General features: G+C 66.1%; 21 protein-coding genes. 16 read left to right on the top strand and 5 right to left on the bottom strand.

Annotated elements, in window-relative coordinates; translation table 11 throughout:
• Window positions 1–9 precede the first annotated feature (9 nt).
• Complete coding sequence (locus tag CYD53_RS17440) at window positions 10–1,647, top strand: acyl-CoA synthetase (RefSeq protein ID WP_103719353.1); 1,638 nt, start codon at window positions 10–12, stop codon at window positions 1,645–1,647.
• Window positions 1,648–1,739: 92 nt separating this feature from the next.
• Here the strand turns inward: CYD53_RS17440 and CYD53_RS17435 are convergent, their stop codons facing one another.
• Window positions 1,740–1,988: a twin-arginine translocation (Tat) gene (locus CYD53_RS17435; RefSeq protein ID WP_103719352.1), complete on the bottom strand. Its 249-nt coding sequence runs from the start codon at window positions 1,986–1,988 to the stop codon at window positions 1,740–1,742.
• Between the two features lie 237 nt (window positions 1,989–2,225).
• On the opposite strand from CYD53_RS17435, the gene CYD53_RS17430 reads away from it, so the two are divergent.
• Window positions 2,226–3,080, top strand: a complete 855-nt coding sequence (locus CYD53_RS17430; RefSeq protein ID WP_103719351.1) for a PCC domain-containing protein — start codon at window positions 2,226–2,228, stop codon at window positions 3,078–3,080.
• Between the two features lie 180 nt (window positions 3,081–3,260).
• Complete coding sequence (locus tag CYD53_RS17425) at window positions 3,261–4,139, top strand: alpha/beta hydrolase (RefSeq protein WP_181011918.1); 879 nt, start codon at window positions 3,261–3,263, stop codon at window positions 4,137–4,139.
• 82 nt (window positions 4,140–4,221) lie between these two features.
• Here the strand turns inward: CYD53_RS17425 and CYD53_RS17420 are convergent, their stop codons facing one another.
• Entirely contained in the window at window positions 4,222–5,868 is a 1,647-nt protein-coding gene (locus CYD53_RS17420; protein WP_103719349.1) for an acyl-CoA synthetase, read from the bottom strand.
• A complete protein-coding gene (locus tag CYD53_RS17415) occupies window positions 5,868–6,317 on the bottom strand; it encodes a MaoC/PaaZ C-terminal domain-containing protein (protein WP_103719348.1) in 450 nt (149 codons plus the stop codon). Before CYD53_RS17415 ends, CYD53_RS17420 begins: the two co-directional genes overlap by 1 nt.
• Before the next feature lie 208 nt (window positions 6,318–6,525).
• On the opposite strand from CYD53_RS17415, the gene CYD53_RS17410 reads away from it, so the two are divergent.
• The 6 genes from CYD53_RS17410 (at window position 6,526) to CYD53_RS17385 (ending at window position 12,142) form a co-directional block, all read left to right on the top strand.
• Entirely contained in the window at window positions 6,526–7,755 is a 1,230-nt protein-coding gene (locus CYD53_RS17410) for an MFS transporter (protein WP_103719347.1), read from the top strand.
• Between the two features lie 68 nt (window positions 7,756–7,823).
• Window positions 7,824–8,096 carry an AbrB/MazE/SpoVT family DNA-binding domain-containing protein gene (locus tag CYD53_RS17405; RefSeq protein WP_103719477.1) on the top strand — a complete coding sequence of 91 codons (273 nt, stop codon included), beginning with the start codon at window positions 7,824–7,826 and terminating at the stop codon, window positions 8,094–8,096.
• Complete coding sequence (locus CYD53_RS17400; protein ID WP_103719346.1) at window positions 8,093–8,488, top strand: type II toxin-antitoxin system death-on-curing family toxin; 396 nt, start codon at window positions 8,093–8,095, stop codon at window positions 8,486–8,488. The genes CYD53_RS17405 and CYD53_RS17400 overlap by 4 nt, the downstream gene beginning before the upstream one ends.
• A complete protein-coding gene (locus CYD53_RS17395; RefSeq protein WP_103719345.1) occupies window positions 8,485–9,366 on the top strand; it encodes a beta-keto acid cleavage family enzyme in 882 nt (293 codons plus the stop codon). Before CYD53_RS17400 ends, CYD53_RS17395 begins: the two co-directional genes overlap by 4 nt.
• 141 nt (window positions 9,367–9,507) lie before the next feature.
• Complete coding sequence (locus CYD53_RS17390; RefSeq protein WP_103719344.1) at window positions 9,508–10,656, top strand: hypothetical protein; 1,149 nt, start codon at window positions 9,508–9,510, stop codon at window positions 10,654–10,656.
• Between the two features lie 115 nt (window positions 10,657–10,771).
• Window positions 10,772–12,142, top strand: a complete 1,371-nt coding sequence (locus CYD53_RS17385; RefSeq protein ID WP_103719343.1) for an ABC1 kinase family protein — start codon at window positions 10,772–10,774, stop codon at window positions 12,140–12,142.
• 136 nt (window positions 12,143–12,278) lie between these two features.
• Here the strand turns inward: CYD53_RS17385 and CYD53_RS17380 are convergent, their stop codons facing one another.
• Entirely contained in the window at window positions 12,279–13,298 is a 1,020-nt protein-coding gene (locus CYD53_RS17380) for a zinc-dependent alcohol dehydrogenase family protein (protein ID WP_103719342.1), read from the bottom strand.
• A gap of 92 nt (window positions 13,299–13,390) precedes the next feature.
• Between CYD53_RS17380 and CYD53_RS17375 the strand changes: the two genes are divergently transcribed.
• From CYD53_RS17375 to CYD53_RS17345, 7 genes are all read left to right on the top strand, one after another.
• Window positions 13,391–14,251 carry a LysR family transcriptional regulator gene (locus CYD53_RS17375; protein ID WP_181011917.1) on the top strand — a complete coding sequence of 287 codons (861 nt, stop codon included), beginning with the start codon at window positions 13,391–13,393 and terminating at the stop codon, window positions 14,249–14,251.
• A gap of 302 nt (window positions 14,252–14,553) precedes the next feature.
• On the top strand, window positions 14,554–14,841 hold the full coding sequence (locus CYD53_RS17370) for an aa3-type cytochrome c oxidase subunit IV (RefSeq protein ID WP_103719340.1): 288 nt from the start codon (window positions 14,554–14,556) through the stop codon (window positions 14,839–14,841).
• Window positions 14,842–14,879: 38 nt separating this feature from the next.
• Window positions 14,880–16,019 (top strand): Re/Si-specific NAD(P)(+) transhydrogenase subunit alpha, encoded by a 1,140-nt coding sequence (locus CYD53_RS17365; protein WP_103719339.1) that lies wholly within the window; start codon window positions 14,880–14,882, stop codon window positions 16,017–16,019.
• A 27-nt stretch (window positions 16,020–16,046) separates the two neighbouring features.
• Window positions 16,047–16,478 carry an NAD(P) transhydrogenase subunit alpha part 2 gene (locus CYD53_RS17360; protein ID WP_103719338.1) on the top strand — a complete coding sequence of 144 codons (432 nt, stop codon included), beginning with the start codon at window positions 16,047–16,049 and terminating at the stop codon, window positions 16,476–16,478.
• Window positions 16,479–16,484: 6 nt separating this feature from the next.
• On the top strand, window positions 16,485–17,891 hold the full coding sequence (locus CYD53_RS17355) for an NAD(P)(+) transhydrogenase (Re/Si-specific) subunit beta (protein WP_103719337.1): 1,407 nt from the start codon (window positions 16,485–16,487) through the stop codon (window positions 17,889–17,891).
• Between the two features lie 90 nt (window positions 17,892–17,981).
• The gene (locus CYD53_RS17350; protein ID WP_181011916.1) at window positions 17,982–18,461 is read left to right on the top strand and encodes a GNAT family N-acetyltransferase; all 480 of its coding nucleotides are present in this window, start codon (window positions 17,982–17,984) and stop codon (window positions 18,459–18,461) included.
• Window positions 18,462–18,502: 41 nt separating this feature from the next.
• Window positions 18,503–19,348, top strand: a complete 846-nt coding sequence (locus tag CYD53_RS17345) for an alpha/beta hydrolase (protein WP_103719475.1) — start codon at window positions 18,503–18,505, stop codon at window positions 19,346–19,348.
• Window positions 19,349–19,356: 8 nt separating this feature from the next.
• Here the strand turns inward: CYD53_RS17345 and CYD53_RS17340 are convergent, their stop codons facing one another.
• Entirely contained in the window at window positions 19,357–20,229 is an 873-nt protein-coding gene (locus CYD53_RS17340; RefSeq protein WP_245928290.1) for a tetratricopeptide repeat protein, read from the bottom strand.
• Window positions 20,230–20,364: the final 135 nt, after the last annotated feature.

Below are 20,364 nucleotides of genomic sequence, written 5' to 3'. Positions count from 1 at the left end.
GAGCGCAGCATGACCGAGACCGCGCTGAAAACCGGCATCGCGCCCAAGGGCGGCGTTGTTCCCATGTCAAAACGTGTGATGAACCTGGCCCATCTCGCGACGCAGAATGCCCGCCGTTTCGGGGAGCGGGCCGGCTTCATCTGGGGCGAACGGACATGGAGCTGGGGCGAGATCGATGCGCAGGTCTCGGCCTTGGCTGCCGGCCTTCGCCAGCGCGGCATCGGCAAGGGCGACCGCATCCTGGTCCATTCCAAGAATTGCGACGCGATGTTCGTCTCGATGTTCGCCGCTTTCCGCCTGGGCGCTGTCTGGGTGCCGACGAATTTCCGCCTGCTGCCCGACGAGGTCGGCTATCTCGGCACCTCCTCGGGCGCCAAGGCCTTCATCTGCCATGGCGATTTTCCCGCCCATGCGGCGGCTGTTGCGGCCTCGGATCCGGCGCCAGCCTTCATCTGGCGGATCGGGCCGGGCGAGTTCGGCGAGGCCGAGATCGGCGAGGTGATCGCGCTCCATCTCGGCGAGCAGGTCGCCAATACCGCGGTCGAGCATGACGATCCGTGCTGGTTCTTCTTCACGTCCGGCACGACCGGCCGCTCGAAGGCGGCTGTGCTGACCCATGGCCAGATGGGCTTCGTCGTGACGAACCATCTCGCCGATCTGGTGCCGGGCTCGACCGAGGCCGACGCTTCGCTCGTCGTCGCCCCGCTCTCGCATGGGGCAGGCGTGCACCAGCTTGTGCTGTCCTCGCGCGGCGCGGCGACGATCCTGCTGCCGACCGAGCGCTTCGACATCGACGAGGCCTATCGCCTGATCGAGCGGTACAAGATCACCAACATCTTCACCGTGCCGACCATCCTGAAGATGCTGGTCGAGCATCCGGCCGTCGACCAGCACGACCATTCCAGCCTGCGCCACATCATCTATGCGGGGGCGCCGATGTATCGCAAGGACCAGAAGGCCGCGCTCGCCAAGCTCGGCAAGGTGCTGGTGCAGTATTTCGGGCTGGGTGAGGTCACCGGCAACATCACGGTGCTGCCGCCGGCCCTGCATGAAGAGCAGGACGGTCCCGATGCGCGCATCGGCACCTGCGGCTACGAGCGCAGCGGCATGGAGGTCCAGATCCAGGACGATGCCGGCAATGCAGTTGCGCCGGGCGTGCAGGGCGAGATCTGCGTGATCGGACCCGCAGTCTTTGCCGGCTATTACGACAATCCGGAAGCCAACGCGAAATCCTTCCGCGACGGCTGGTTCCGCACCGGCGATCTCGGCCATATGGACGAGCAGGGTTTTGTCTACATCACCGGCCGCGCCTCCGACATGTACATCTCCGGCGGTTCGAACATCTATCCGCGCGAGATCGAGGAGAAGATCCTGACCCATCCGGCGATCGCGGAGGTCGCGGTGCTCGGCCTGCCTGATCCGGTCTGGGGCGAGATCGGCGTTGCGGTCTGCGTGGCGCGCGCAGGTGCAAGCGCGACCGAGGCCGAAATGGTGGAGTATCTCGCCGCGAAGATCGCCCGCTACAAGATGCCCAAGCGCTTCTTCTTCTGGGAGGCCTTGCCGAAATCGGGTTATGGCAAGGTGCCCAAGCGCCTGGTCAAGGACGAACTCGAGGCGCGGGGCGAATTGGACTGGCTGCGCTCGTGACGGCCGCAGCTATGGATGGCTTCAGCCAGCGAACAGGCCCCATGACGACCGAAGCAAGGTCGCCAAGGAGCCCGGGAACGCGCTGGCGCCGATCAGCGGCGGTAGTAGCGGCGGTGACGGCGGTAATGCCGACGATAGTGCCTGCGATGATAACGCCGGTGATAGCGGCTGAACTCGGCGTCGGCATCGTCGAGCGATCGGGCCGCTTGCGGCTCGGCCGGCTTTGCGTCCACGGGCTCCGGAGCGAGCATCACCGGCGCGGCTTGCGCCATCGCGACAGCGCCGGCGCTGGCGGCCGCCGCCCCGCCAATCAGGCTCAGGATAAATGAGCGTCTATCCATCAGGTTATCCTCTCGTGATCGTTGATGGCCTTTCCAGGTCGAACCGGCCGGGAAGGGACTGAGCGAAAACATCTGGCGGGGCCGTCGGTTCCGCCGCCACGCTGAAACGAGGTTGCCATTGCCCTGCCAGTACGTGCCGGTTTTGCCGTTCGGCTCCGTGTTCGATCCGCATGACCGCTTTGTGCCCGACCGCGATCCCGCCATGATGCGCCCAGATTTTCCTTGGAGGACGAGGTCATGAGGCGCATCGAGCAGCCCGGTCCCGCGGCGCCCGAGCGCGTCGAATGGGCTGAAAGCCATGGTTTGCGTTTCGAGATGACGCTGCAACCCGGCTTGCCCTTGCTGGAGGCGGTGCGGCGCAGCTTTGCCGCGGCGGGCTTCACCTCTGGCGTCGCGCGGATCGACGGCGCGGCCCTGTCCTCCTTCACCTATGTCATGCCGGCCTTGTCGCAGACGCCGGAGCACGCGGCCTTCTACAGCGAGATCTTCCGGCCGCCGGGCGTCGCTCGGATCGAGACCGGCGCTCTGACCTTTGGCCTGCGTGACGGCGCGCCCTTCTTCCATTGCCATGCGCTCTGGCAGGAAGCGGGCGGCAAGCGTAGCGGCGGCCATATCCTGCCCGACGAGACACTGGTGGCCGAGGCGATCACGCTCCCGGCCGTCGGCATCGATGGCGCAGGTTTTGCGGCCTATGTCGATGCCGAGACCAATTTCAAGCTGTTCGGCCCCACGACCGTGCCCCTGCTGGGCGCGACGCGGGAGGGGCGCTTCTTCGCCTTGCGCGTGCGCCCGAATATCGACCTTGCCGGTGCGCTGGAGGCGTTCTGTGCCGAGCACGGCGTCAGGCGCGCGACGATCCATGGCGGTGTCGGCTCGACGATCGGGGCGCGCTTCGAGGATGGCCGGGTAGTCGAGAACTTCGCCACCGAGATCGCGATCAAATCCGGCCGGGTCTGGAGCGAGGGGCAGCGCATGATGTCGGAAATCGACGTGGCGCTGGTCGACTACACCGGGGCGATGGCGCAGGGCCGCCTGACGCGTGGCGACAACCCGGTGCTGATGACCTTCGAGCTGGTGCTGGAGGCGGGCTAAGGGTTTGGCGCCGATGCTTCGGCGCAGGCCGAAGTGATTGCGCGCGACCTGTCCGACGCACGGATGCATGCTTCCGTCTGACTGACGAGACGGAAGACAATCGTGAATCACATCACTGTATGCGGACCGGAAACGGCTGGAGACGTTACATATCTGAGTGGGCGGGATGGCGAGCCGACCTTGCTCCTGCGCCGCATCGCCGGGACCGGACCGAGCCTGGTCTATGTCCATGGCGCGACATTTCCATCGGCGCTTTCGGTGGCTTATCGCTTCGGCGGCCTGTCCTGGATGGACGATCTTGCGGCCCGCGGGTTTGACGTCTGGGCCTTCGATTTTGCCGGTTTCGGCGGCTCGGACCGCCCACTTGTCTTCGAACACGCCGCATCCGAGAGCCCGCCCTATGGCCGCGCATGCGATGCGGAGCTGCAGCTCGCGCGGGTTCTGGCCCATGTCAGGCTGGTCACAGGCCGTTCCAGGCTGTCGTTGATCGCGCATTCCTGGGGCACGATCGTGGCCGGGCTGCATGCATCGCTCCAACCCGGGACCATCGAACGTCTGGTCTTCTTTGGGCCGATTGCGCAGCGAGAAGGACAGCGCGTGGCGACGGGCGAAAGCCCCGAAGGCTGGCAGCTGGTTTCGATCGCCCAGCAACTCGCGCGCTTCGTCGAGGATGTGCCCGCAGGCCATCCCGCGGTGTTGATCGAACCCGGGCTGGCCTCCTGGGCTCCGGCCTACCTCGCAAGCGATCCAGGGGCGGCGGCCAGGCAGCCCGTTCCCGCCGTCCGGATTCCAGCCGGACCAGCCGCCGACATCAAGGCAGCCTGGGCCGGAAGCCTTGCCTATGAGCCCGTACAAATTCTGGCGCCGACGCTGATCGTGCGGGGCGCCTGGGACGGCCTGTGCACGGACGATGATGCGCTCTGGTTGCGCGGGCGGCTGGGCGCGGCCGAGACACGCGACGTCAAAATCACTGAGGGCACGCATCTCATGCATCTCGAACATGCGCGCCTTGGCCTGTTCGAGGCGACGGGAGCTTTTCTGATGAAAACCTGGTTCTAGATTTTCGTTCCAACGCGTTTTCTTCACGCGAACCGGCATCCGCTTCGCTCGAGAAGGCTCTGACACTGGCGAACTCGGACTTTCATCGGTCGCCGCCAGATTTCTTCCGCGCCACCTCCAGGTCGCGCAAATCCTTGCGCCGGATCTTGCCGGTCGCGGTCATCGGCAGTTCGGTGACGAATTCGATTTCGCGGGGATATTGATAGGCGGCGAGCCGCTTCCGGACGAAGGCCTGGATTTCGGCCGCCAAAGCATCCGAAGGGGCAAAGCCCGGTTTCGGCAACACGAAGGCCTTGACCACCTCGGTGCGCAGCGGATCGGGGCTGCCGACGACGGCGACCATCAGCACGGCCGGATGGCGGATGACGCAGTCCTCGATGTCGCCGGGTCCGATGCGGTAGGCGCCGCTGGAGATGATGTCGTCGTCGCGGCCCTGGAACCAGAAATAGCCCTCGGCGTCGCAGGCGCCGGTATCGCCGGTGACGAGCCAATCGCCGACGAATTTGGCTGCCGTCGCCTCGGGCTGGCGCCAGTATTCCAGCATCATCACCGGGTCGGGCCTTGCCACCGCGATCAGCCCCTGCTCGCCGGCCGGCAGCTTCTCGCCCTCGGGCGAAATCACCGCGACGCGGTGGCCGGGCACGGCGCGGCCCATCGAGCCGGGCACGATCGGGAACAGGCTGGCGCAGTTCGAGACGATCAGATTCGCCTCGGTCTGGCCGTAGAACTCATTGACCGGAAAGCCGAAGGTCTCCTCGCTCCAGGCCAGCATGTCGGCGCCCAGTGTCTCGCCGCCGGTGCCGATCGAGCGCATCGCATAGCCGAAGCGCTGCGGCCTCTCGACCTGCCGCATCAGCTTCAGCGCCGTCGGCGGTAGGAAGGCGTTGCGGACCTTGTGCCGGGCCATCAGGGCGAAGGCGGCTTCCGGATCGAACTTCCGAGCGCGCGAGGCCAGCACCGGCACGCCGAAATAGAGGCTCGGCAGCAATACGTCGAGCAGGCCGCCGGCCCAGGCCCAGTCGGCCGGCGTCCAGAACAGGTCGCCGGCTTGCGGGAAGAACTCCTGCGGCAGTTGCACGCCGGGCAGATGGCCGAGCAGGACGCGATGGGCATGCAGCGCGCCCTTGGGCTTTCCCGTCGTGCCGGAGGTGTAGATGATCAGAGCTGGATCATCGGCCCGCGTATCGACAGGCGCAAAGCCATCGGAGGCCTTCGCCAACTCCACATCGAAATCGAGATGGGCTGCGATCGTTGCTCTCTCGCCGATGACGAAGATGCGCTTGAGGTCGGGCAAGGCGGCGCGAATCGTCTCGATCTTGCCGATGTTCTCGGCATCAGTGATCAGCGCTGCCGCGCCGCTATGCTGCAAACGGTGTTCGAGCGCGTCCGGCCCGAACTGGGTGAAGAGCGGCAGCGCGATCGCGCCCATCTTGTAGATGGCGAGATGGGCCATCGCCGTCTCCGGCCGTTGCGGCAGCAGGATGCCGACGCGCTCGCCCGGCCTGATGCCATGGCCGCGCAGCATATTGGCGAGGCGGTTGGAGCCCTGTTTCAGTGCGTCGAAGCTGACGGTTGCGACGCCGTGATCCTGATCCTCATAGATCAGCGCCGGCTTGCCGCTGCCATCGGCATGGCGGTCGCAGCAGGCGATGCCGATGTTGAAGCGCTCCGGGATATCCCAGCGGAAAGCCTCGACAGTGTCCCGGTAGCTTGCCGCCCGCTTCAGCATCAGCCTTGCCCCGGCAGGCGCTTCATCAAAAGCTTGAGATGACCGGTCTGAACCTGCTCGCCGCGCTGGTTGAAGACATCGAGCCTGAGGGTGACGACACCGCGATCGGGCTTGCGCGAGGGCTTGCGATCCACGGTCGTGACCACGGCATGGACGGTGTCGCCGATCCTGACCGGCCCGGCGAAGCTCCAGTGCAGGTCGAGCAGACCCATGGTGGTGGCGTCGACCAGGTTCTGCTGCGAGACCAGGCCGATCGCCATGGCAAGCGTCAGCGGGCCATGGGCGATGCGCTCGCCGAACGGGGTCGTGGCGCAATATTCGCTGTCGACATGCAGCGGGTTGAAATCGCCCGAGAGCCCGGAAAACAGCGTGATGTCGCCTTCGCCGACGGTGCGGCCGCGCGTGACGACGCGCAGATCCTCGCCAAATTCCTCGAAATAGAGACCCATCGTTTCCGTTCCCGATCGTCGTTTTGGCGATTAGGCGCGCGAAGGGGGCGGGCTGACAAGGCCGGGCCTTGCCGCTTTTGCACACGGCGGGATTGCGGAGATGGCTTGGCCGGCCAAGTCGTTGGCGCTGCGCGCACGGTGGATTGGCGGAACAATCCGTGGAGGCTGACGTTGGCTCGCCGGTTCGTCGGCCTTGGAGACCATTGGCATGTCCCTTCCCGCGCTCAATGGGCTCAATTTCTTCATGGCGGACGTCCGGGATGGGCTGGGGCCATTCCTCGGGGTCTATCTGCAGGAACGCGGCTGGGGTCCGCAGGATATCGGATTGGTGATGACGGTCGGCGGGCTCGCCGGCATGATGGCGACGACGCCGCTCGGCGCTGTCGTCGATGCCACCAAGGCAAAGCGGGCGGTGATGATCATCGCGTCCATCGCCATCATCGTCACCTCGCTGACGATGCTCTATGTGCCGAATCTGGCTGTCACGATCGGCGCGCAGGTCGTGCAGGGCGTGGCCGGCGCAGTCATCGGGCCTGCGATTGCCGCGATAACCCTTGGATTGGTGAAGCAGGCAGGCTTTGCCCGGCAACTCGGCCAGAACGAGGCCTTCAACCATGGGGGCACCATGTTCGCCGCGCTTGCCGGCGGCGGGCTCGGCTACGTCTTCGGCCTGCAAGCGGTGTTCTGGTTCATGGCCGCCATGGCGGTCTTCGCCATCGCCTCCGCCCTGCTGATCCCGGCGGAAGCGATCGATCATGAGGCGGCGCGCGGGGGCGAAGCCGGATCGGCAGCGTCCGGCGGACGGTCACGCTCGGCGCTGCTGCTGACCTCCGCCCCGCTGCTTGTGTTGGCGAGCGTGCTGATGCTGTTCCATCTCGGCAATGGCGCGATGCTGCCGCTGCTTGGCCAGGCGATGGTGGCGCGTGGCAATGGCGATCCGAGCGCCGCGACCGCGCTGACGGTTGTCGTGGCGCAGTTGACGATGATCCCGATGGCGCTGCTCGCGGCGAAGCTGGCCCAGACGCGCGGCTACTGGATCGTCTTCGTGCTGGCTCTGCTGGCGCTGCCCCTGCGAGGGCTGATCGCCGCATCGCTTCCGGGTTTCTGGGTTCTCGTGCCCGTGCAGATTCTCGATGGCGTCGGGGCAGGGCTCCTGGGTGTCGCCGTACCCGGCCTGGTGGCGCAGATCCTGCGCGGCTCCGGGCATTTCAATCTCGGGCTGGGGGCGGTGATGACCGTGCAAGGCATCGGCGCATCGCTCAGCCCGACGCTGGGAGGCTGGGTCGCGCAGTCCTACGGCTATGGCGCGGCCTTCATGGTCCTGGGCGGGGTTGCCTTGGTCGCACTGATGCTCTGGCTGGTCGCCACGATGCTGTTCGACGGAGCGTGGGCAGGGCGTGAGAGGGGGAAGGATGTCGTGCCTATTGGCGCGGCGTGATGCGGTGTCGCTGACATGGCCGCATCGCTATGTTATACAGATCGTATAACGCAACCTGGATGTTCGTCATGAACAAGCCCGACCTGACGACGAAGACCGGCGCCACCGATAGCGTCAACGTGCTGCAAATCCGCAAGATCGGCAATTCGCTGGGGCTGATCCTGCCGCGCGAGATGCTGGCACGGCTCAAGCTCAAGGAAGGTGATGCCTTGCACGTCGTCGAACAGCCCAATGGCGCTTTTCGGCTCGTCAAGCAGAAGCCGGACTTCGACAAAGCCATGGAAGCGGCGCGCCGAGGCATGAAAATCTATCATGATGCCTTGGCTGAGCTTGCCAAATGACCGAGCCGAACTGGCTGTCGGAGGAGATCGTCACAGCCATCCATGACGAGCAACTCGCCGTTCATGGCGGGGGGATTGGTCTGCGCGAAGCGGGCATGCTCGCATCCGCGTTGGAGCGCCCTGTCAACAAATGGGCTTATGAGGCGGCGGAGCTGCCGGAACTGGCGGCCGCCTACGCGTTCGAGCTGGCCAAGAACCATCCGTTCATCGACGGCAACAAGCGCACCGCGCTCCTGGCTCTCTACACATTCCTCTTCATCAACGATGTGGAGTTCATCGTTCCCCAGGCCGACGCCGCAGCGATGATTCTCGCACTCGCGGCCGGAGAGGCCGGCGAGGACGGGTTGACCCGCTGGATTCGCGACAACTGGCCCAAGGATGCATCTGCATGACCATCCCCATCTGGATCGAAGCCGCGATCAACGGGCCCTGGGGCAAGGAGCGCCAGCCCGGCATTCCGGTCGCCATTCCCGACATCGTTGCTGACGGCATCGCGGTTGTCGAGGCGGGGGCGGCGATCGTGCATCTGCATGTCTACGACGTCGAGACCGGCCGCCAGCGCGACGATTGGCAGCTCTATGCCCGGGCGATCGAAGGCATCCGCGCCAAGGTCGATGCCATCGTCTATCCGACCATCCCGATCCTCGGCTCGGGCTATGCCGGCGATATGATCGGCTCGGGCCGCTACACCCATCTGGAGGAGTTGGCGAAGCGCGGCCTCGTCGAATGGGGTGTGCTCGATCCCGGCTCCTGCAACTGGACGACCTTCGCCGGCATTCCCGGCGGCGAGCCCGGCTTCATCTACCAGAACCCGGGCGAGCATATCCGCGAGGGGATGGCGGTCGCCCATGCCCACAGGATCCATCCGAGCTATGCGATCTATGAGCCCGGCTTCACGCGATTGGGCGCGGCGCTGGCCAGGGCCTATCCGGGGCTGCCGACGCCGATCTATCGCCTGATGTTCTCCGATGCCTTCGCCTGGGGCTTTCCGCCGAAGGCTTACGCGCTCGACGCCCATCTCGCCTTGCTCGCCGAGGATGCGCCCGGCGCTCCGGTGATGATCGCGGGGCTCGGTGTCGATCTTTCCGGGCTGATCGGGCCGGCCGTGGCGCGCGGCGTCCATGTCCGGGCGGGGCTCGAGGATGCGCATTTCGGATGCGCGAGGACGAATGCGGAACTGGTGGGGGACACGCTGAAGCTGGTCGAGGCGGCCGGCGGGCGTGCCGCGAGCGTTGCCGAGGTCAGGGCTGATCTCGCGGCGCGGTGCTAGCGTGAAGGCAGACCAGCAGTTTTTGCCGGGCAGGGGTAATTCCTGCCTGGGTCGCCTGATGGCGTCTCCATAGTTATCAAGACCTTAAAGCTGGCACAGTCCCTGCTCCGGAGCGTCTAACGCCATCTCCAGAGAGCCGCGATGTCCACGACCATCGGCGCCAGTGCCTCCTTGCTCCTGAATTACACCCGCAGCGGGCAGGCTGTGCTCGACGCCCAGCCCTCGCTCGCGCAGCTGCTTAGCGAGGATGCGACGACGGGCTCGCAACTCCCCGCATCGGCGACGGTCGCCCTGTCCGACGAAGCCAAGGCCTATCTCGCCCGGACCTCCGCGGCGGCCGCGACCGATTCCGGCACGAGCCTGGCCACGCGCGCTGCGAATGCGCGGCAATGGTTCGATCAGCAATATCAAGCGCTCGGGATTTCCTCGGCGCTGATCGACGGCAAGGTCGCGGTCGATCTGACCGGCCAGAGCCGCGCCACCCTGTCGGCCGTTGCTGCCAATGCCCAGGGGCTTTTCTCCAAGGACGAGAGTGCGGCCGCGGCGACGGCGCTGCAATCACGCTTCGATGCTGCGCTGACCCCCTATGCCGTTGTCGCCCGGCACACCGGGAACTATGTCGGCCTTTACGATGCCGCGCTGAGCTATGTGAATGCGGCTGGGCCCGACGAGCAGGCGACGAAAGCCTGGCAGGACCAGAAACAAGCTCTGGTCGACGGCGCTGCCGTGGCACGCGCGAACCCCGGCAAAGCGCCCGTGACCAAGAATGCGGCCGATCCCGTCCAGGCCCTGCTCGGCAAGGCCTCGGCCGGCGGGACCGGCACGCCGCAGACCAGCATCGCAGCTGTGGCCGCCAATGCGCGGGCGCTGCTCGATGCGCAGGCCGACAGCGCCAAGGACAAGGGAACCAAGCTGGTCTTCGACGATTCGGACAAGACTGGGCAGCAGGTCGATTTCAGCGCTTTCGACAACCGTTCGCTGGCGGCAATCGCGCTCAACCAGGGCTCGGCCTTCTCGGCGGGCGAAATCCGTACCGCCATGACCGAACTCGACCAGCGCAACCGCGCAAGCGTGCTCGATACGCTGAAGGCGACGTCCGGCGGCAGCGACGGCGCGAGCGCGAGCCTCGCCCTCGTCAACCGATACGCCGCCATGAGCACCGAGGAGAAAGCCGCGCTCGGGGTCAGCGACCGCTTCACCAGCCAGCTCGTCCAGACCTATCAGAGCATCCAGGCGACGCAGGGGCGGCTGGGCGGCAATGCCTCGCAGGGGCTGGTCGGCTATCTCTGATCGGTGGGTGCATCCGAGCTGCGCCTCTCGCGGCTGAGACGATCGGCTGCACTGGCGTTCGCGCCGCGCCGGCCTACATGGGGATGACAACCACCAGAACGGTCCGTCACGCCCCATGTCCGACTACGATAGCGAAGCCAACCGCTTTTCCGCCCGCGCTGCGCGCTATGCCCGTGTCGGGGCCAATGTCGGCGGGGTCGCGGCGCGCATCGCCGGTACGCGGTTGTTCGGGCTGGATGGCCGCAACGCCAGCAATGCCGAGGCCTTGGCCAAGGCGCTGGGCGGGCTGAAGGGCCCGATCATGAAGGTGGCTCAGCTCGTCGCCACGATTCCCGATGTGGTGCCGCCGGAATACGCCGCCGAATTGCAGAAGCTGCAATCGCAGGCGCCGCCGATGGGAGCTGCCTTCGTCAAGCGCCGGATGATGGCCGAGCTTGGGCTGCAATGGCGCGAGCGCTTCGCCGAGTTCGACCTGAAGCCGGCCGCCGCGGCCTCGCTGGGGCAAGTGCATCGTGCGACGACGCTGGAGGGTGTGCCGCTCGCCTGCAAGCTGCAATATCCCGACATGGAGTCGGCTGTGGAGGCCGACATCTCCCAGCTCGACATCCTGTTCGCCCTGCACCGGCGCATGGACCCGGTGATCGACACGACCGAGATCGCCAAGGAGATCGGCGCCAGGGTGCGCGAAGAGCTCGATTACATTCGCGAGGCGAAGCATATCGCGCTTTATCAGGAGATCCTGGCTGACACGCCGGAGGTGCGGGTGCCCCGGCTCGAAGCCTCATTGTCGACGCGCAGGCTCCTGACCATGCATTGGCTCGAGGGCAGCCCGATCCTGTCCCATAAGCAGGACGACCAGGGCGCGCGCGACCGCATCTCGACCGCGATGTTCAAGGCCTGGTGGCGGCCTTTCAGCCATCACGGCGTCATCCATGGCGATCCGCATCTGGGCAACTACACGGTCTTCTCGGAAGGCGGCGCGGCGCAGGGCATCAACCTGCTCGACTATGGCTGCATCCGCATCTTCCCGCCGAGCTTCGTCGGCGGCGTGGTCGATCTCTATCGCGGCCTGCTGGAGGGCGATACCGCCCGCGTCGTCCACGCCTATGAGACCTGGGGCTTCAAGGGGCTGACCAAGGATCTCGTCGACACGCTGAACATCTGGGCGCGCTTTATCTACGGGCCGCTGCTGGAGGACCGGACGCGCCGCATCGCCGAAGACGTCAGCCCGGCCGAGTATGGCCGCAAGCAGGCCTTCCAGGTGCATCAGGCCCTGAAGCGGCGCGGGCCGGTGACGGTGCCGCGCGAATTCGTCTTCATGGACCGCGCCGCGATCGGGCTCGGGGGCGTCTTCCTGCATCTCGACGCGGAACTGAATTTCCATCGCCTGTTCGAGGCGGAGATCGAGGATTTCGACCTGGCGCGGGTGACGGAAGTCCAGCGGGCGGCGCTCCAGAGCGCCGGGCTCCAAGGCGCAGATGTGTAGTGGCAGACGCTGATGCCGGATGCGCGGCTTTCAGCGAAGCGATCGTTCGTGACGCCTCGCGCCTGATGCAAGCGCTGGATGCGAAAAAGTGGAAACCCGTTTTTCACATTGATCCGGCTCCAGGTGACTCACCCGATCACGAGTCGGGGAATTCGAGCACGACCTTGCCGAAATGGGTGCCGCTCTCGAGGAAGGCCAGCGCCTCGGCGATGTCCATCCAGTCAAAGCGGCGAGCGATGACGGGCGTCAGCCTGGTTGCCGAGATTGCCCGGTTCATCGCCTCGAACGACGCGCGCGAACCGACCGGGATGCCGCGGACCCGCAACTGCCGGCGGAAGATGTCGAGCGGATTGATCGCCCCTTCGGTGCCACCGAGATATCCGATGATGCTGATCTGGCCGCCGCGCCGCGTGGCATGCAGCGATTGCGCGAAGCTCTGCGGGCCGCCGACCTCGACGACCTGGTCGACACCCTGCCCTCCGGTCAGTTCAAGGACGGCTTCCGCCCAGTTCGGCGAGCGCCGGTAGTTGATGCCGGCGAAGGCGCCGAGCGTTCGGGCTTGGGCGAGCTTCTCGTCGCTGCTGGACGTCGCGATCACGCGCGCTCCCGCCGCAAGAGCAAATTGCAGGGCAAACAGCGAGACGCCTCCCGTGCCCTGGACGAGGACGGTGTCGCCAGGCTTCAGCGCACCCTCCGTGACGAGCGAGTGCCAGGCGGTGACGGCGGCGCAGGGCAGGGTCGCTGCCTCGGCGTGACTGAGATGGGCGGGCGCGGGTACCACGCCCTGCTCGTCGAGACAGGCATATTCGCGCAGCATGCCGTCAAGCGGGCCGCCGAGCTGATAGGCCGCTTGCGCCATCTCGAAACCGCCGGCGACCCAGCGCTGCCAGAAGGTCCCGCAGACGCGGTCGCCGACCTTGACCCGCGTCACGTCGCTGCCGATCGCGACGACCTCGCCGACACCATCGGAAAGCGGGACGAGAGGGGTTGGAAAGCTGGTGTGGTAGCTGCCGCGTGCGATCTCGACATCGCGGTAATTGAGTGAAGCCGCCTTGACACGAATGACGACCTGCTGCCGCGCCGGCTCGGGGATTGGCCGCTGGACGCATCGCAAGCGCTCGAGACCGGTGCCGTCGTCCAAAATGATCGCTTTCATGCCGTCCTCCTTGATGAGGTCGGAGCATGGGCTTGCCGCGCCTTGATCTCAAATTCATAATATTCAGGATAATCATGCACGCGAGAGAAGCTATGCTCGACGAGATGCGAACCTTTGTGCTGCTGGCGGAAGAGGGCTCGATTCAGAAGGTCGCACAGCGCCTGCCTCTGACCCAGCCGGCCGTGACGCGGCAGATACAGCGCCTGGAACAAGCGCTCGGCGCGGAGCTGCTCGACCGTCGGCAGAAGCCGCCGGGCCTCACGCCGGCCGGAGCTGAGGCGTTGCGGCGCTGCCGGGATATCCTCGCCGCCTATGCCGACATGCGGCAGGTGACGGCACGAGGCGAGCCGGAAGGCGTTCTGCGCCTCGGTCTGACCCATGGGCTGGCCGATCGCGATTTCGCGGCCATCGCAGCGGAGGCCGCGCGGCGCTTTCCGCGGGTGACGCTTCGGCTGACGACGGGGTGGAGCGAGCCCTTGCGCGAACGACTGCATCGCGGGCAGCTCGACGCCGTGCTCGTTCTGTCGGATCCGCAGGCCGCGGGGCAGGCCGGCCTGCTCTGCGACGAGGAACTGAGAGTTGTCGCAGCGCCGGAGCGTGCCGAGACAGATCTTGCAAACGCGGCATGGATATTGAGCCCCGAACCCTGCGATGCTCGCCGTGCCTTGGCGGCCGCGCTGAGCCGGCGCGGCTGGCAATTGCGGATCGTTGCCGAGGTACAGGATGCAACCCTGCAGCTGGCGCTCGTGCGGGAAGGATTAGGCTTCGGCCTGATGCCGCAGCGCCGCCTTGGCGAAAAACCGCCGGCGGGAATCGTCGTGGTCGGCGGCGCGGAGCTCACAATCAAGCTGTCGTTGGAGGTGCTGTGCTCTCCCCATCTTCGCGGCCTCACCGACGTCGTGGATCTGATCGTGGGACAATTGAAAGCAGCCGTGAATGGGCGCTCCATCTGAGCAGCTCGTAAGGCGAATTCCAGGCATCGGCTTTTATTCTGCGGCTTCGAAGCCCTCGCGGCCAATGCCGTTCGTAGCTGGACCCGAGGTAAGGCTTTGGCCTGCACCAAGCTCATTGCGTCGTCAGTTTGACCGCGGCTGTGGTCTTTCAATCGATTAGATTCGACCATTCTCGCAATTTTATGTCGTGAAGTCCGGAAATCCGCCTAATAAACAGGCTCATTTCCGGTGACGATGCGTTGCCGACCCATCGCGGGTGCGCTACAGGGCAAGAGGATTTTCTTCAATCTCGGGAACCACCCATGGCCGATCACGGGCATCACGCCGCCGACATTCCGCAGATGGACTACGCCGAGCATGAGCGGACCTATCACGGCTTCCTGCATTTCGCCGAAGTCGGCACCGTCGCTTGCTTCGCCGTCGTCGCGGCGCTGGCGGTGGGCGGCACCAAGCATGCCTGGGGCGTCGCCCTCATCGGTACGCTGCTGACGCTGGTCGGCACGGCTGTCGGGATCGCGTCGAGGTCGCTCGCCTGGAAGGCTCCGGCCGTTCCCTTCGCGCTGATGATGGTCGCGCTCGTCCTCCTGTAAGATCCGCCTCCGCCAAGCCTGAAAGGCCTCGCCCTGCCATGCGCATTGCTGTGCCAGCCGAAACGCAAGGGGCGGAAACCCGCGTCGCCGTGACGCCGGAGACCGTCCGCAAGTTCATCGGCCTCGGGGCCGAAATCGTGGTCGAGAAAGGCGCCGGGCTCGCTTCCGGCATCAATGACGCCGATTACGAGGCGGCGGGCGCAACCATTGCCAAGAACGCCAAGGAGGCGCTCAAGGGCGCGGCGATCGTGCTCAAGGTGCGCCGTCCGGCCGAATCGGAAATCGCCGGCCTGCCGTCCGGCGCACTCGTCGTCGGGATCATGGACCCCTATGGCAACGAGGCTGCGGTCGAGGCCCTGGCCAAGGCCAAGGTCGCGGCCTTCGCGATGGAGTTCATGCCGCGCATCACCCGCGCCCAGGTCATGGACGTGCTTTCCTCGCAGGCGAATCTCGCCGGCTATCGCGCCGTGATCGACGGCGCGGCCGAATATGGCCGGGCGCTGCCGATGATGATGACGGCGGCCGGTACTGTCCCTGCTGCGCGCATCTTCATCATGGGTGTCGGCGTCGCCGGCCTGCAGGCGATCGCGACGGCGCGGCGTCTCGGCGCGATCGTGACTGCGACCGATGTGCGCCCCGCCACCAAGGAGCAGGTCGAATCGCTCGGCGCGAAATTCCTGGCCGTCGAGGACGACGAGTTCAAGCAGGCGCAGACGGCTGGCGGCTACGCCAAGGAAATGTCCAAGGAATACCAGGCCAAGCAGGCCGAGCTGACGGCGAGCCACATCGCCAAGCAGGATATCGTCATCACCACCGCGCTGATCCCCGGCCGGCCCGCGCCGAAGCTGATCTCGGCTGCGATGGTCGAGAGCATGAAGGCCGGTTCCGTGATCGTCGATCTCGCGGTCGAGCGCGGCGGCAATTGCGAGCTTGCCAAACCTGGTGAAGTCGCGGTCACGGCCAATGGCGTCAAGATCGTCGGTCATCTCAACGTGCCCGGCCGCCTCGCCGCGACCTCGTCGCAGCTCTACGCCAAGAACCTCTTCGCCTTCGTCGAGACGCTGATCGACAAGAGCGCGAAGGCGCTTGCGGTGAACTGGGACGACGAACTGGTCAAGGCGACCGCCCTGACCAAGGACGGCGCGGTGATCCATCCGAATTTTGTGCCGAAGGCCTGAGCGAAAGCCCGAGGGGAGTCCGACACCATGGCTAATCCGACACCCGAACAAGCGCTCGAACAGGCCCGCTCCGCCGCCGCGCTGGCGAAGCAGGCGGCCGAGCTCGCCGAGAAATACGCCGAGCAGGCCGCCGCCGCGGCAGGCGTCGCAACCGGGGTCGACCCGACGGTGTTTCGCCTCGCGATCTTCGTGCTCGCCGTCTTCGTCGGCTATTACGTGGTCTGGTCGGTGACGCCGGCGCTGCACACGCCGCTGATGTCGGTCACCAATGCCATCTCCTCGGTTATTGTCGTCGGCGCGCTGCTCGCGGTCGGCGTCCAGGCCGCCCCGGCGCTGGGCGACGGTCCGGTCTGGGCCAAGCTCTTCGGCTTCGTCGCGCTGATCCTGGCTTCGGTGAACATCTTCGGCGGCTTCCTCGTCACCGAGCGCATGCTTTCGATGTACAAGAAGAAGGGCTGAGCGCCGATGGCCGCCAATCTCTCCGCCCTGCTCTACGTCGTCTCCGGCGTCCTGTTCATCATGGCCCTGCGGGGCCTGTCGCACCCGACAACGTCCCGCCAGGGCAATTTCTACGGCATGGTCGGGATGGGCATCGCCATCCTGACGACCGTGGTGTTCTTCCCGCCATCGGGCTTCTCCGGCTGGTTCCTGGTCGTGCTGGGCATCGCCATCGGCGGCGGCATCGGCGCGTATATGGCCCGGCGCGTGCAGATGACGCAGATGCCGCAGCTCGTGGCCTTCTTCCACTCACTGGTGGGTCTGGCGGCGGTGCTGGTCGCTGCGGCTGCGCTCTATGCGCCGAGCGCCTTCGGCATCGGCGAGGTCGGTCATATCCATGGCGGCAGCCTGTTCGAGATGGGGCTCGGCGTCGCCATCGGCGCGATCACCTTCACGGGCTCTATCATCGCCTTCCTCAAGCTCGACGGGCGCATGAGCGGCAAGCCGATCATGCTGCCGCAGCGCCATGGCATCAATATCGGGCTCGGCGTCGCGCTCGTCGTGCTGCTGCTGGTCTTCATCAAGACCGAGAGCCATGTCGTGTTCTGGCTGATCGTGCTGGTCTCCTTCGCACTCGGCGTGCTCCTGATCATCCCGATCGGCGGCGCGGACATGCCCGTCGTCGTCTCGATGCTGAACTCCTATTCCGGTTGGGCTGCTGCAGGTATCGGCTTCACGCTCGGCAACATGGCGCTGATCATCACCGGCGCGCTGGTCGGCTCGTCGGGCGCGATCCTGTCCTACATCATGTGCAAGGCGATGAACCGGAGCTTCATCTCCGTCATCCTCGGCGGTTTCGGTGGCGACGATGCCGCGGCTGGCGCGGCCGGGGCGGTCGAAGCGCGGCCGGTCAAGCAGGGTTCTGCCGACGACGCCGCCTACATCATGAAGAACGCCGCCAAGGTCATCATCGTGCCGGGCTACGGCATGGCGGTGGCTCAGGCCCAGCACACGCTGCGCGAGATGGCCGATCTGCTGAAGAAGGAGGGCGTCGAGGTGAAGTACGCCATCCATCCGGTGGCGGGCCGCATGCCTGGCCATATGAACGTGCTGCTGGCCGAAGCCAATGTGCCTTATGACGAGGTCTTCGAGCTCGAGGACATCAACTCGGAATTCGGCCAGGCCGACGTCGCCTTCGTCATCGGCGCCAACGACGTGACTAACCCCGCCGCCAAGACCGACAAGTCCTCGCCGATCTACGGCATGCCGATCCTCGATGTCGAGAAGGCCAAGACAGTGCTCTTCATCAAACGCGGCATGGCGGCTGGCTATGCCGGCGTCGAGAACGAATTGTTCTTCAGGCCCAACACGATGATGCTGTTCGGCGATGCCAAGAAGGTCACCGACGATATCGTCAAGGCGATGGCGCACTGACGTAGCCGCGCGGGCATCACAATGCTGCAATGGGCCGGCTTCATGCCGGCCCTTTTCGTATGGAGTTCTCGTTTCGATGGGGATCTTGCCGTGACACTCTCCATCCGCCTGATGCTGGCTAGCGACCGACCGGCCGTACTGGCGCTGCTGCTCGAACTGACGGCCCATGAGGCGATGTTGAGCGCGGAGCGCGCGACTGGCCCCGCTGCCGCCGCTGCCTGCCTCACTGATGATGCGGAGAAGGCCGCCGAGCATGGCGGGGCCCAGTTCGTCGCCCAGCAGGGGGGTGAGGTCGTCGGCTATCTGGCGCTGCGGCTCGGGCGCATCGGCCCCTTCGTGCACGAGCATCTGCGCGACCACGTCTATATCGAGAACATCGTGGTCGCCGCCGCTTGCCGGGGAACCGGGATCGGGCAGCTTCTGCTGGCGGAAGCCGAACGCTTCGCTCGCGAGGTTGGCTGCAAGGTGCTCCATCTGAGCGTCCTTGAGGGCAATGACGTGGCGCTGATCGCCTATCGCCGCGCCGGCTTCGGCAGTTTCGCGCTGGAAATGGCCAAGGTTCTCGACTGAGCGTCGCGAGATCGCCATGGTGGCGGGGGAGGATGATCGGCATGAAACTGCTCGGCCGCTTCCTGCTTGTCGCCTGCGCGCTCTATCTCGCCGGCCTGGGCGTCCTCTTCGTCAGGCAGCGCGACCTGATGTATCCGCGCGATCCGGCGCGTGCCGATATCGCTTCGGCGAAGCTGCCGGGTGCGGTGGAGGTTCCGCTGACGACGGCCGATGGCGAGCGGCTGGTGGCCTGGCTCGTGCCGCCGCGCGCGGGCAAGCCCGTGCTGCTGTTCTTCCACGGCAATGCCGGCAATTTCGACAGGCCCGTCCGCCAGGCCCGCTTCCGGGCGCTGACGGAGGACGGCACCGGCCTCTTCGCAGTCAATTATCGCGGCTATGGCGGCTCGAGCGGCAGCCCGACGGAGGCAGGCCTCCATCTCGATGCGCGCGCCGCCTATGGCGAGGCGGTGGAGCGCTTCGGTGCGGCGCGGCTGGTCGGCTATGGCGAATCGCTGGGCACCGGCGTCGTGCTGCAGCTAGCGGCAGAGGTCCCGCTCGCGGCGGTCATCCTGGAGGCGCCCTATCTCTCGACGGCCGCGGTGGCGCAGGAGATCTACCCTTACATGCCGATCCGGCTCGTGATGCTGGATCAGTTCCGCTCGGAGGCGGCGATCGGGCGGTTGCGCGCGCCGCTGCTCGTGCTGCATGGCGAGCGCGACGGGGTGATCCCGTTCAGGCAGGGGCAGGCGCTTTACGAGATGGCGAACCCGCCCAAGCGCTTCATCCGCTTTCCGGCGGGCCACCATGAGGACCTGCCGGCCCAGGGCTCGGTGCCGGAGGTCAGGCGCTTCCTCGCGCATATGGCGAGCGGCGCTCTGGCAGGCGCTGAGAGCCGCACGGTCGAATAGGGGGCGGCTCAGCTCCGGAACAGGCCGCCGCCCAGCCCGCCGCCGCCGAGGCGCGACTGGCCGGCGCGGGCGGTCGCGTTGTTACCGTCGAGGCTCAGCGCGCGCTGATAGCTCTCGCTGGCTTCCGCCTTCTTGCCAAGCTTCTCATAGGCCAGTCCGCGCCCGGCCCAGGCCTCGGCGTTGCGGTTGTCGACATTGAGCGAGGCGGTGAAGTCCTCGAGCGCCGCATCATATTTGCCGACCGCGATCAGGCTCTGGCCGCGCGCGGTGTAGGGCGGGGCGTTGTAGGGGTTGCGGTCGATCACCGAATCGAAATCGGAGATCGCGTGCTGATGCTGGCCTTCCTTCTGGTAGACCAGCCCGCGCGCATGGAAGGCCTCGGCGGATTCGGGGTTCAGACGGATCGCGGTGTTGAGATCGGCCAGCGCCTGCTGGCTGTTGCCCTGAAGGCGCAGCAGGTTGGCGCGCCCGACATAGGCCGGCCCGTAATTCGGATTGGCGGTGGTGGCGCGGTTGAAATCGGCGAGGGCGGCATCATTGCGCCCGCTCTGGCGCAGTGCCAGCGCGCGATTGGTGTAGGCCGAGGCGAGATTCGGATCGATCTGCACCGCCTTGGTGAAGTCGGAGATCGCGTCCGAGAACCGGCCGACCCGGGCATAGGCCGCGCCGCGCGTGTTGTAGGCGTTGGGGTCGTTCGGGTTGCGGGAGATGACCTCGCTCAGCGAGCCGATGTTCACGCTCGCATCGGCGGCCGAGCTGGTGTCGATCTCCGCCACCGCCGGCTGGGAGCCGAGGCTCGAAACGGTATCGCAGCCCGCCAGCGCCAGGGTGATGCCCACTGCGGCCAGCCAGTTCCTGCCGCGATCCATGCTTTGCTTCATCGGTCTTGGTTTCCGTGCCTTGCCTGTCGCACGCGGCAGGCTTGCCGTTCGCGACCTGATTGCGCCCCCCAACCGACAGCGCGCTGCGAAAGAAACAACGCCTGCATTGTGCCAAGACTTGGTTAACGGCGCTCG

The organism is Allobosea psychrotolerans (assembly GCF_002917105.1).
GTDB lineage: Bacteria > Pseudomonadota > Alphaproteobacteria > Rhizobiales > Beijerinckiaceae > Allobosea > Allobosea psychrotolerans.
This window is presented reverse-complemented; position numbering and strand designations above follow the sequence as displayed.

What these genes read in the sequence shown, in the direction of transcription:
- CYD53_RS17440 (WP_103719353.1), top strand. Translation starts at nt 10, where the DNA reads ATGACCGAGACCGCGCTGAAAACCGGCATCGCGCCCAAGGGCGGCGTT.
- CYD53_RS17435 (WP_103719352.1), bottom strand. Translation starts at nt 1,988, where the DNA reads ATGGATAGACGCTCATTTATCCTGAGCCTGATTGGCGGGGCGGCGGCC.
- CYD53_RS17430 (WP_103719351.1), top strand. Translation starts at nt 2,226, where the DNA reads ATGAGGCGCATCGAGCAGCCCGGTCCCGCGGCGCCCGAGCGCGTCGAA.
- CYD53_RS17420 (WP_103719349.1), bottom strand. Translation starts at nt 5,868, where the DNA reads ATGCTGAAGCGGGCGGCAAGCTACCGGGACACTGTCGAGGCTTTCCGC.
- CYD53_RS17415 (WP_103719348.1), bottom strand. Translation starts at nt 6,317, where the DNA reads ATGGGTCTCTATTTCGAGGAATTTGGCGAGGATCTGCGCGTCGTCACG.
- CYD53_RS17410 (WP_103719347.1), top strand. Translation starts at nt 6,526, where the DNA reads ATGTCCCTTCCCGCGCTCAATGGGCTCAATTTCTTCATGGCGGACGTC.
- CYD53_RS17405 (WP_103719477.1), top strand. Translation starts at nt 7,824, where the DNA reads ATGAACAAGCCCGACCTGACGACGAAGACCGGCGCCACCGATAGCGTC.
- CYD53_RS17400 (WP_103719346.1), top strand. Translation starts at nt 8,093, where the DNA reads ATGACCGAGCCGAACTGGCTGTCGGAGGAGATCGTCACAGCCATCCAT.
- CYD53_RS17395 (WP_103719345.1), top strand. Translation starts at nt 8,485, where the DNA reads ATGACCATCCCCATCTGGATCGAAGCCGCGATCAACGGGCCCTGGGGC.
- CYD53_RS17390 (WP_103719344.1), top strand. Translation starts at nt 9,508, where the DNA reads ATGTCCACGACCATCGGCGCCAGTGCCTCCTTGCTCCTGAATTACACC.
- CYD53_RS17385 (WP_103719343.1), top strand. Translation starts at nt 10,772, where the DNA reads ATGTCCGACTACGATAGCGAAGCCAACCGCTTTTCCGCCCGCGCTGCG.
- CYD53_RS17380 (WP_103719342.1), bottom strand. Translation starts at nt 13,298, where the DNA reads ATGAAAGCGATCATTTTGGACGACGGCACCGGTCTCGAGCGCTTGCGA.
- CYD53_RS17375 (WP_181011917.1), top strand. Translation starts at nt 13,391, where the DNA reads ATGCTCGACGAGATGCGAACCTTTGTGCTGCTGGCGGAAGAGGGCTCG.
- CYD53_RS17370 (WP_103719340.1), top strand. Translation starts at nt 14,554, where the DNA reads ATGGCCGATCACGGGCATCACGCCGCCGACATTCCGCAGATGGACTAC.
- CYD53_RS17365 (WP_103719339.1), top strand. Translation starts at nt 14,880, where the DNA reads ATGCGCATTGCTGTGCCAGCCGAAACGCAAGGGGCGGAAACCCGCGTC.
- CYD53_RS17360 (WP_103719338.1), top strand. Translation starts at nt 16,047, where the DNA reads ATGGCTAATCCGACACCCGAACAAGCGCTCGAACAGGCCCGCTCCGCC.
- CYD53_RS17355 (WP_103719337.1), top strand. Translation starts at nt 16,485, where the DNA reads ATGGCCGCCAATCTCTCCGCCCTGCTCTACGTCGTCTCCGGCGTCCTG.
- CYD53_RS17345 (WP_103719475.1), top strand. Translation starts at nt 18,503, where the DNA reads ATGAAACTGCTCGGCCGCTTCCTGCTTGTCGCCTGCGCGCTCTATCTC.
- CYD53_RS17340 (WP_245928290.1), bottom strand. Translation starts at nt 20,229, where the DNA reads ATGAAGCAAAGCATGGATCGCGGCAGGAACTGGCTGGCCGCAGTGGGC.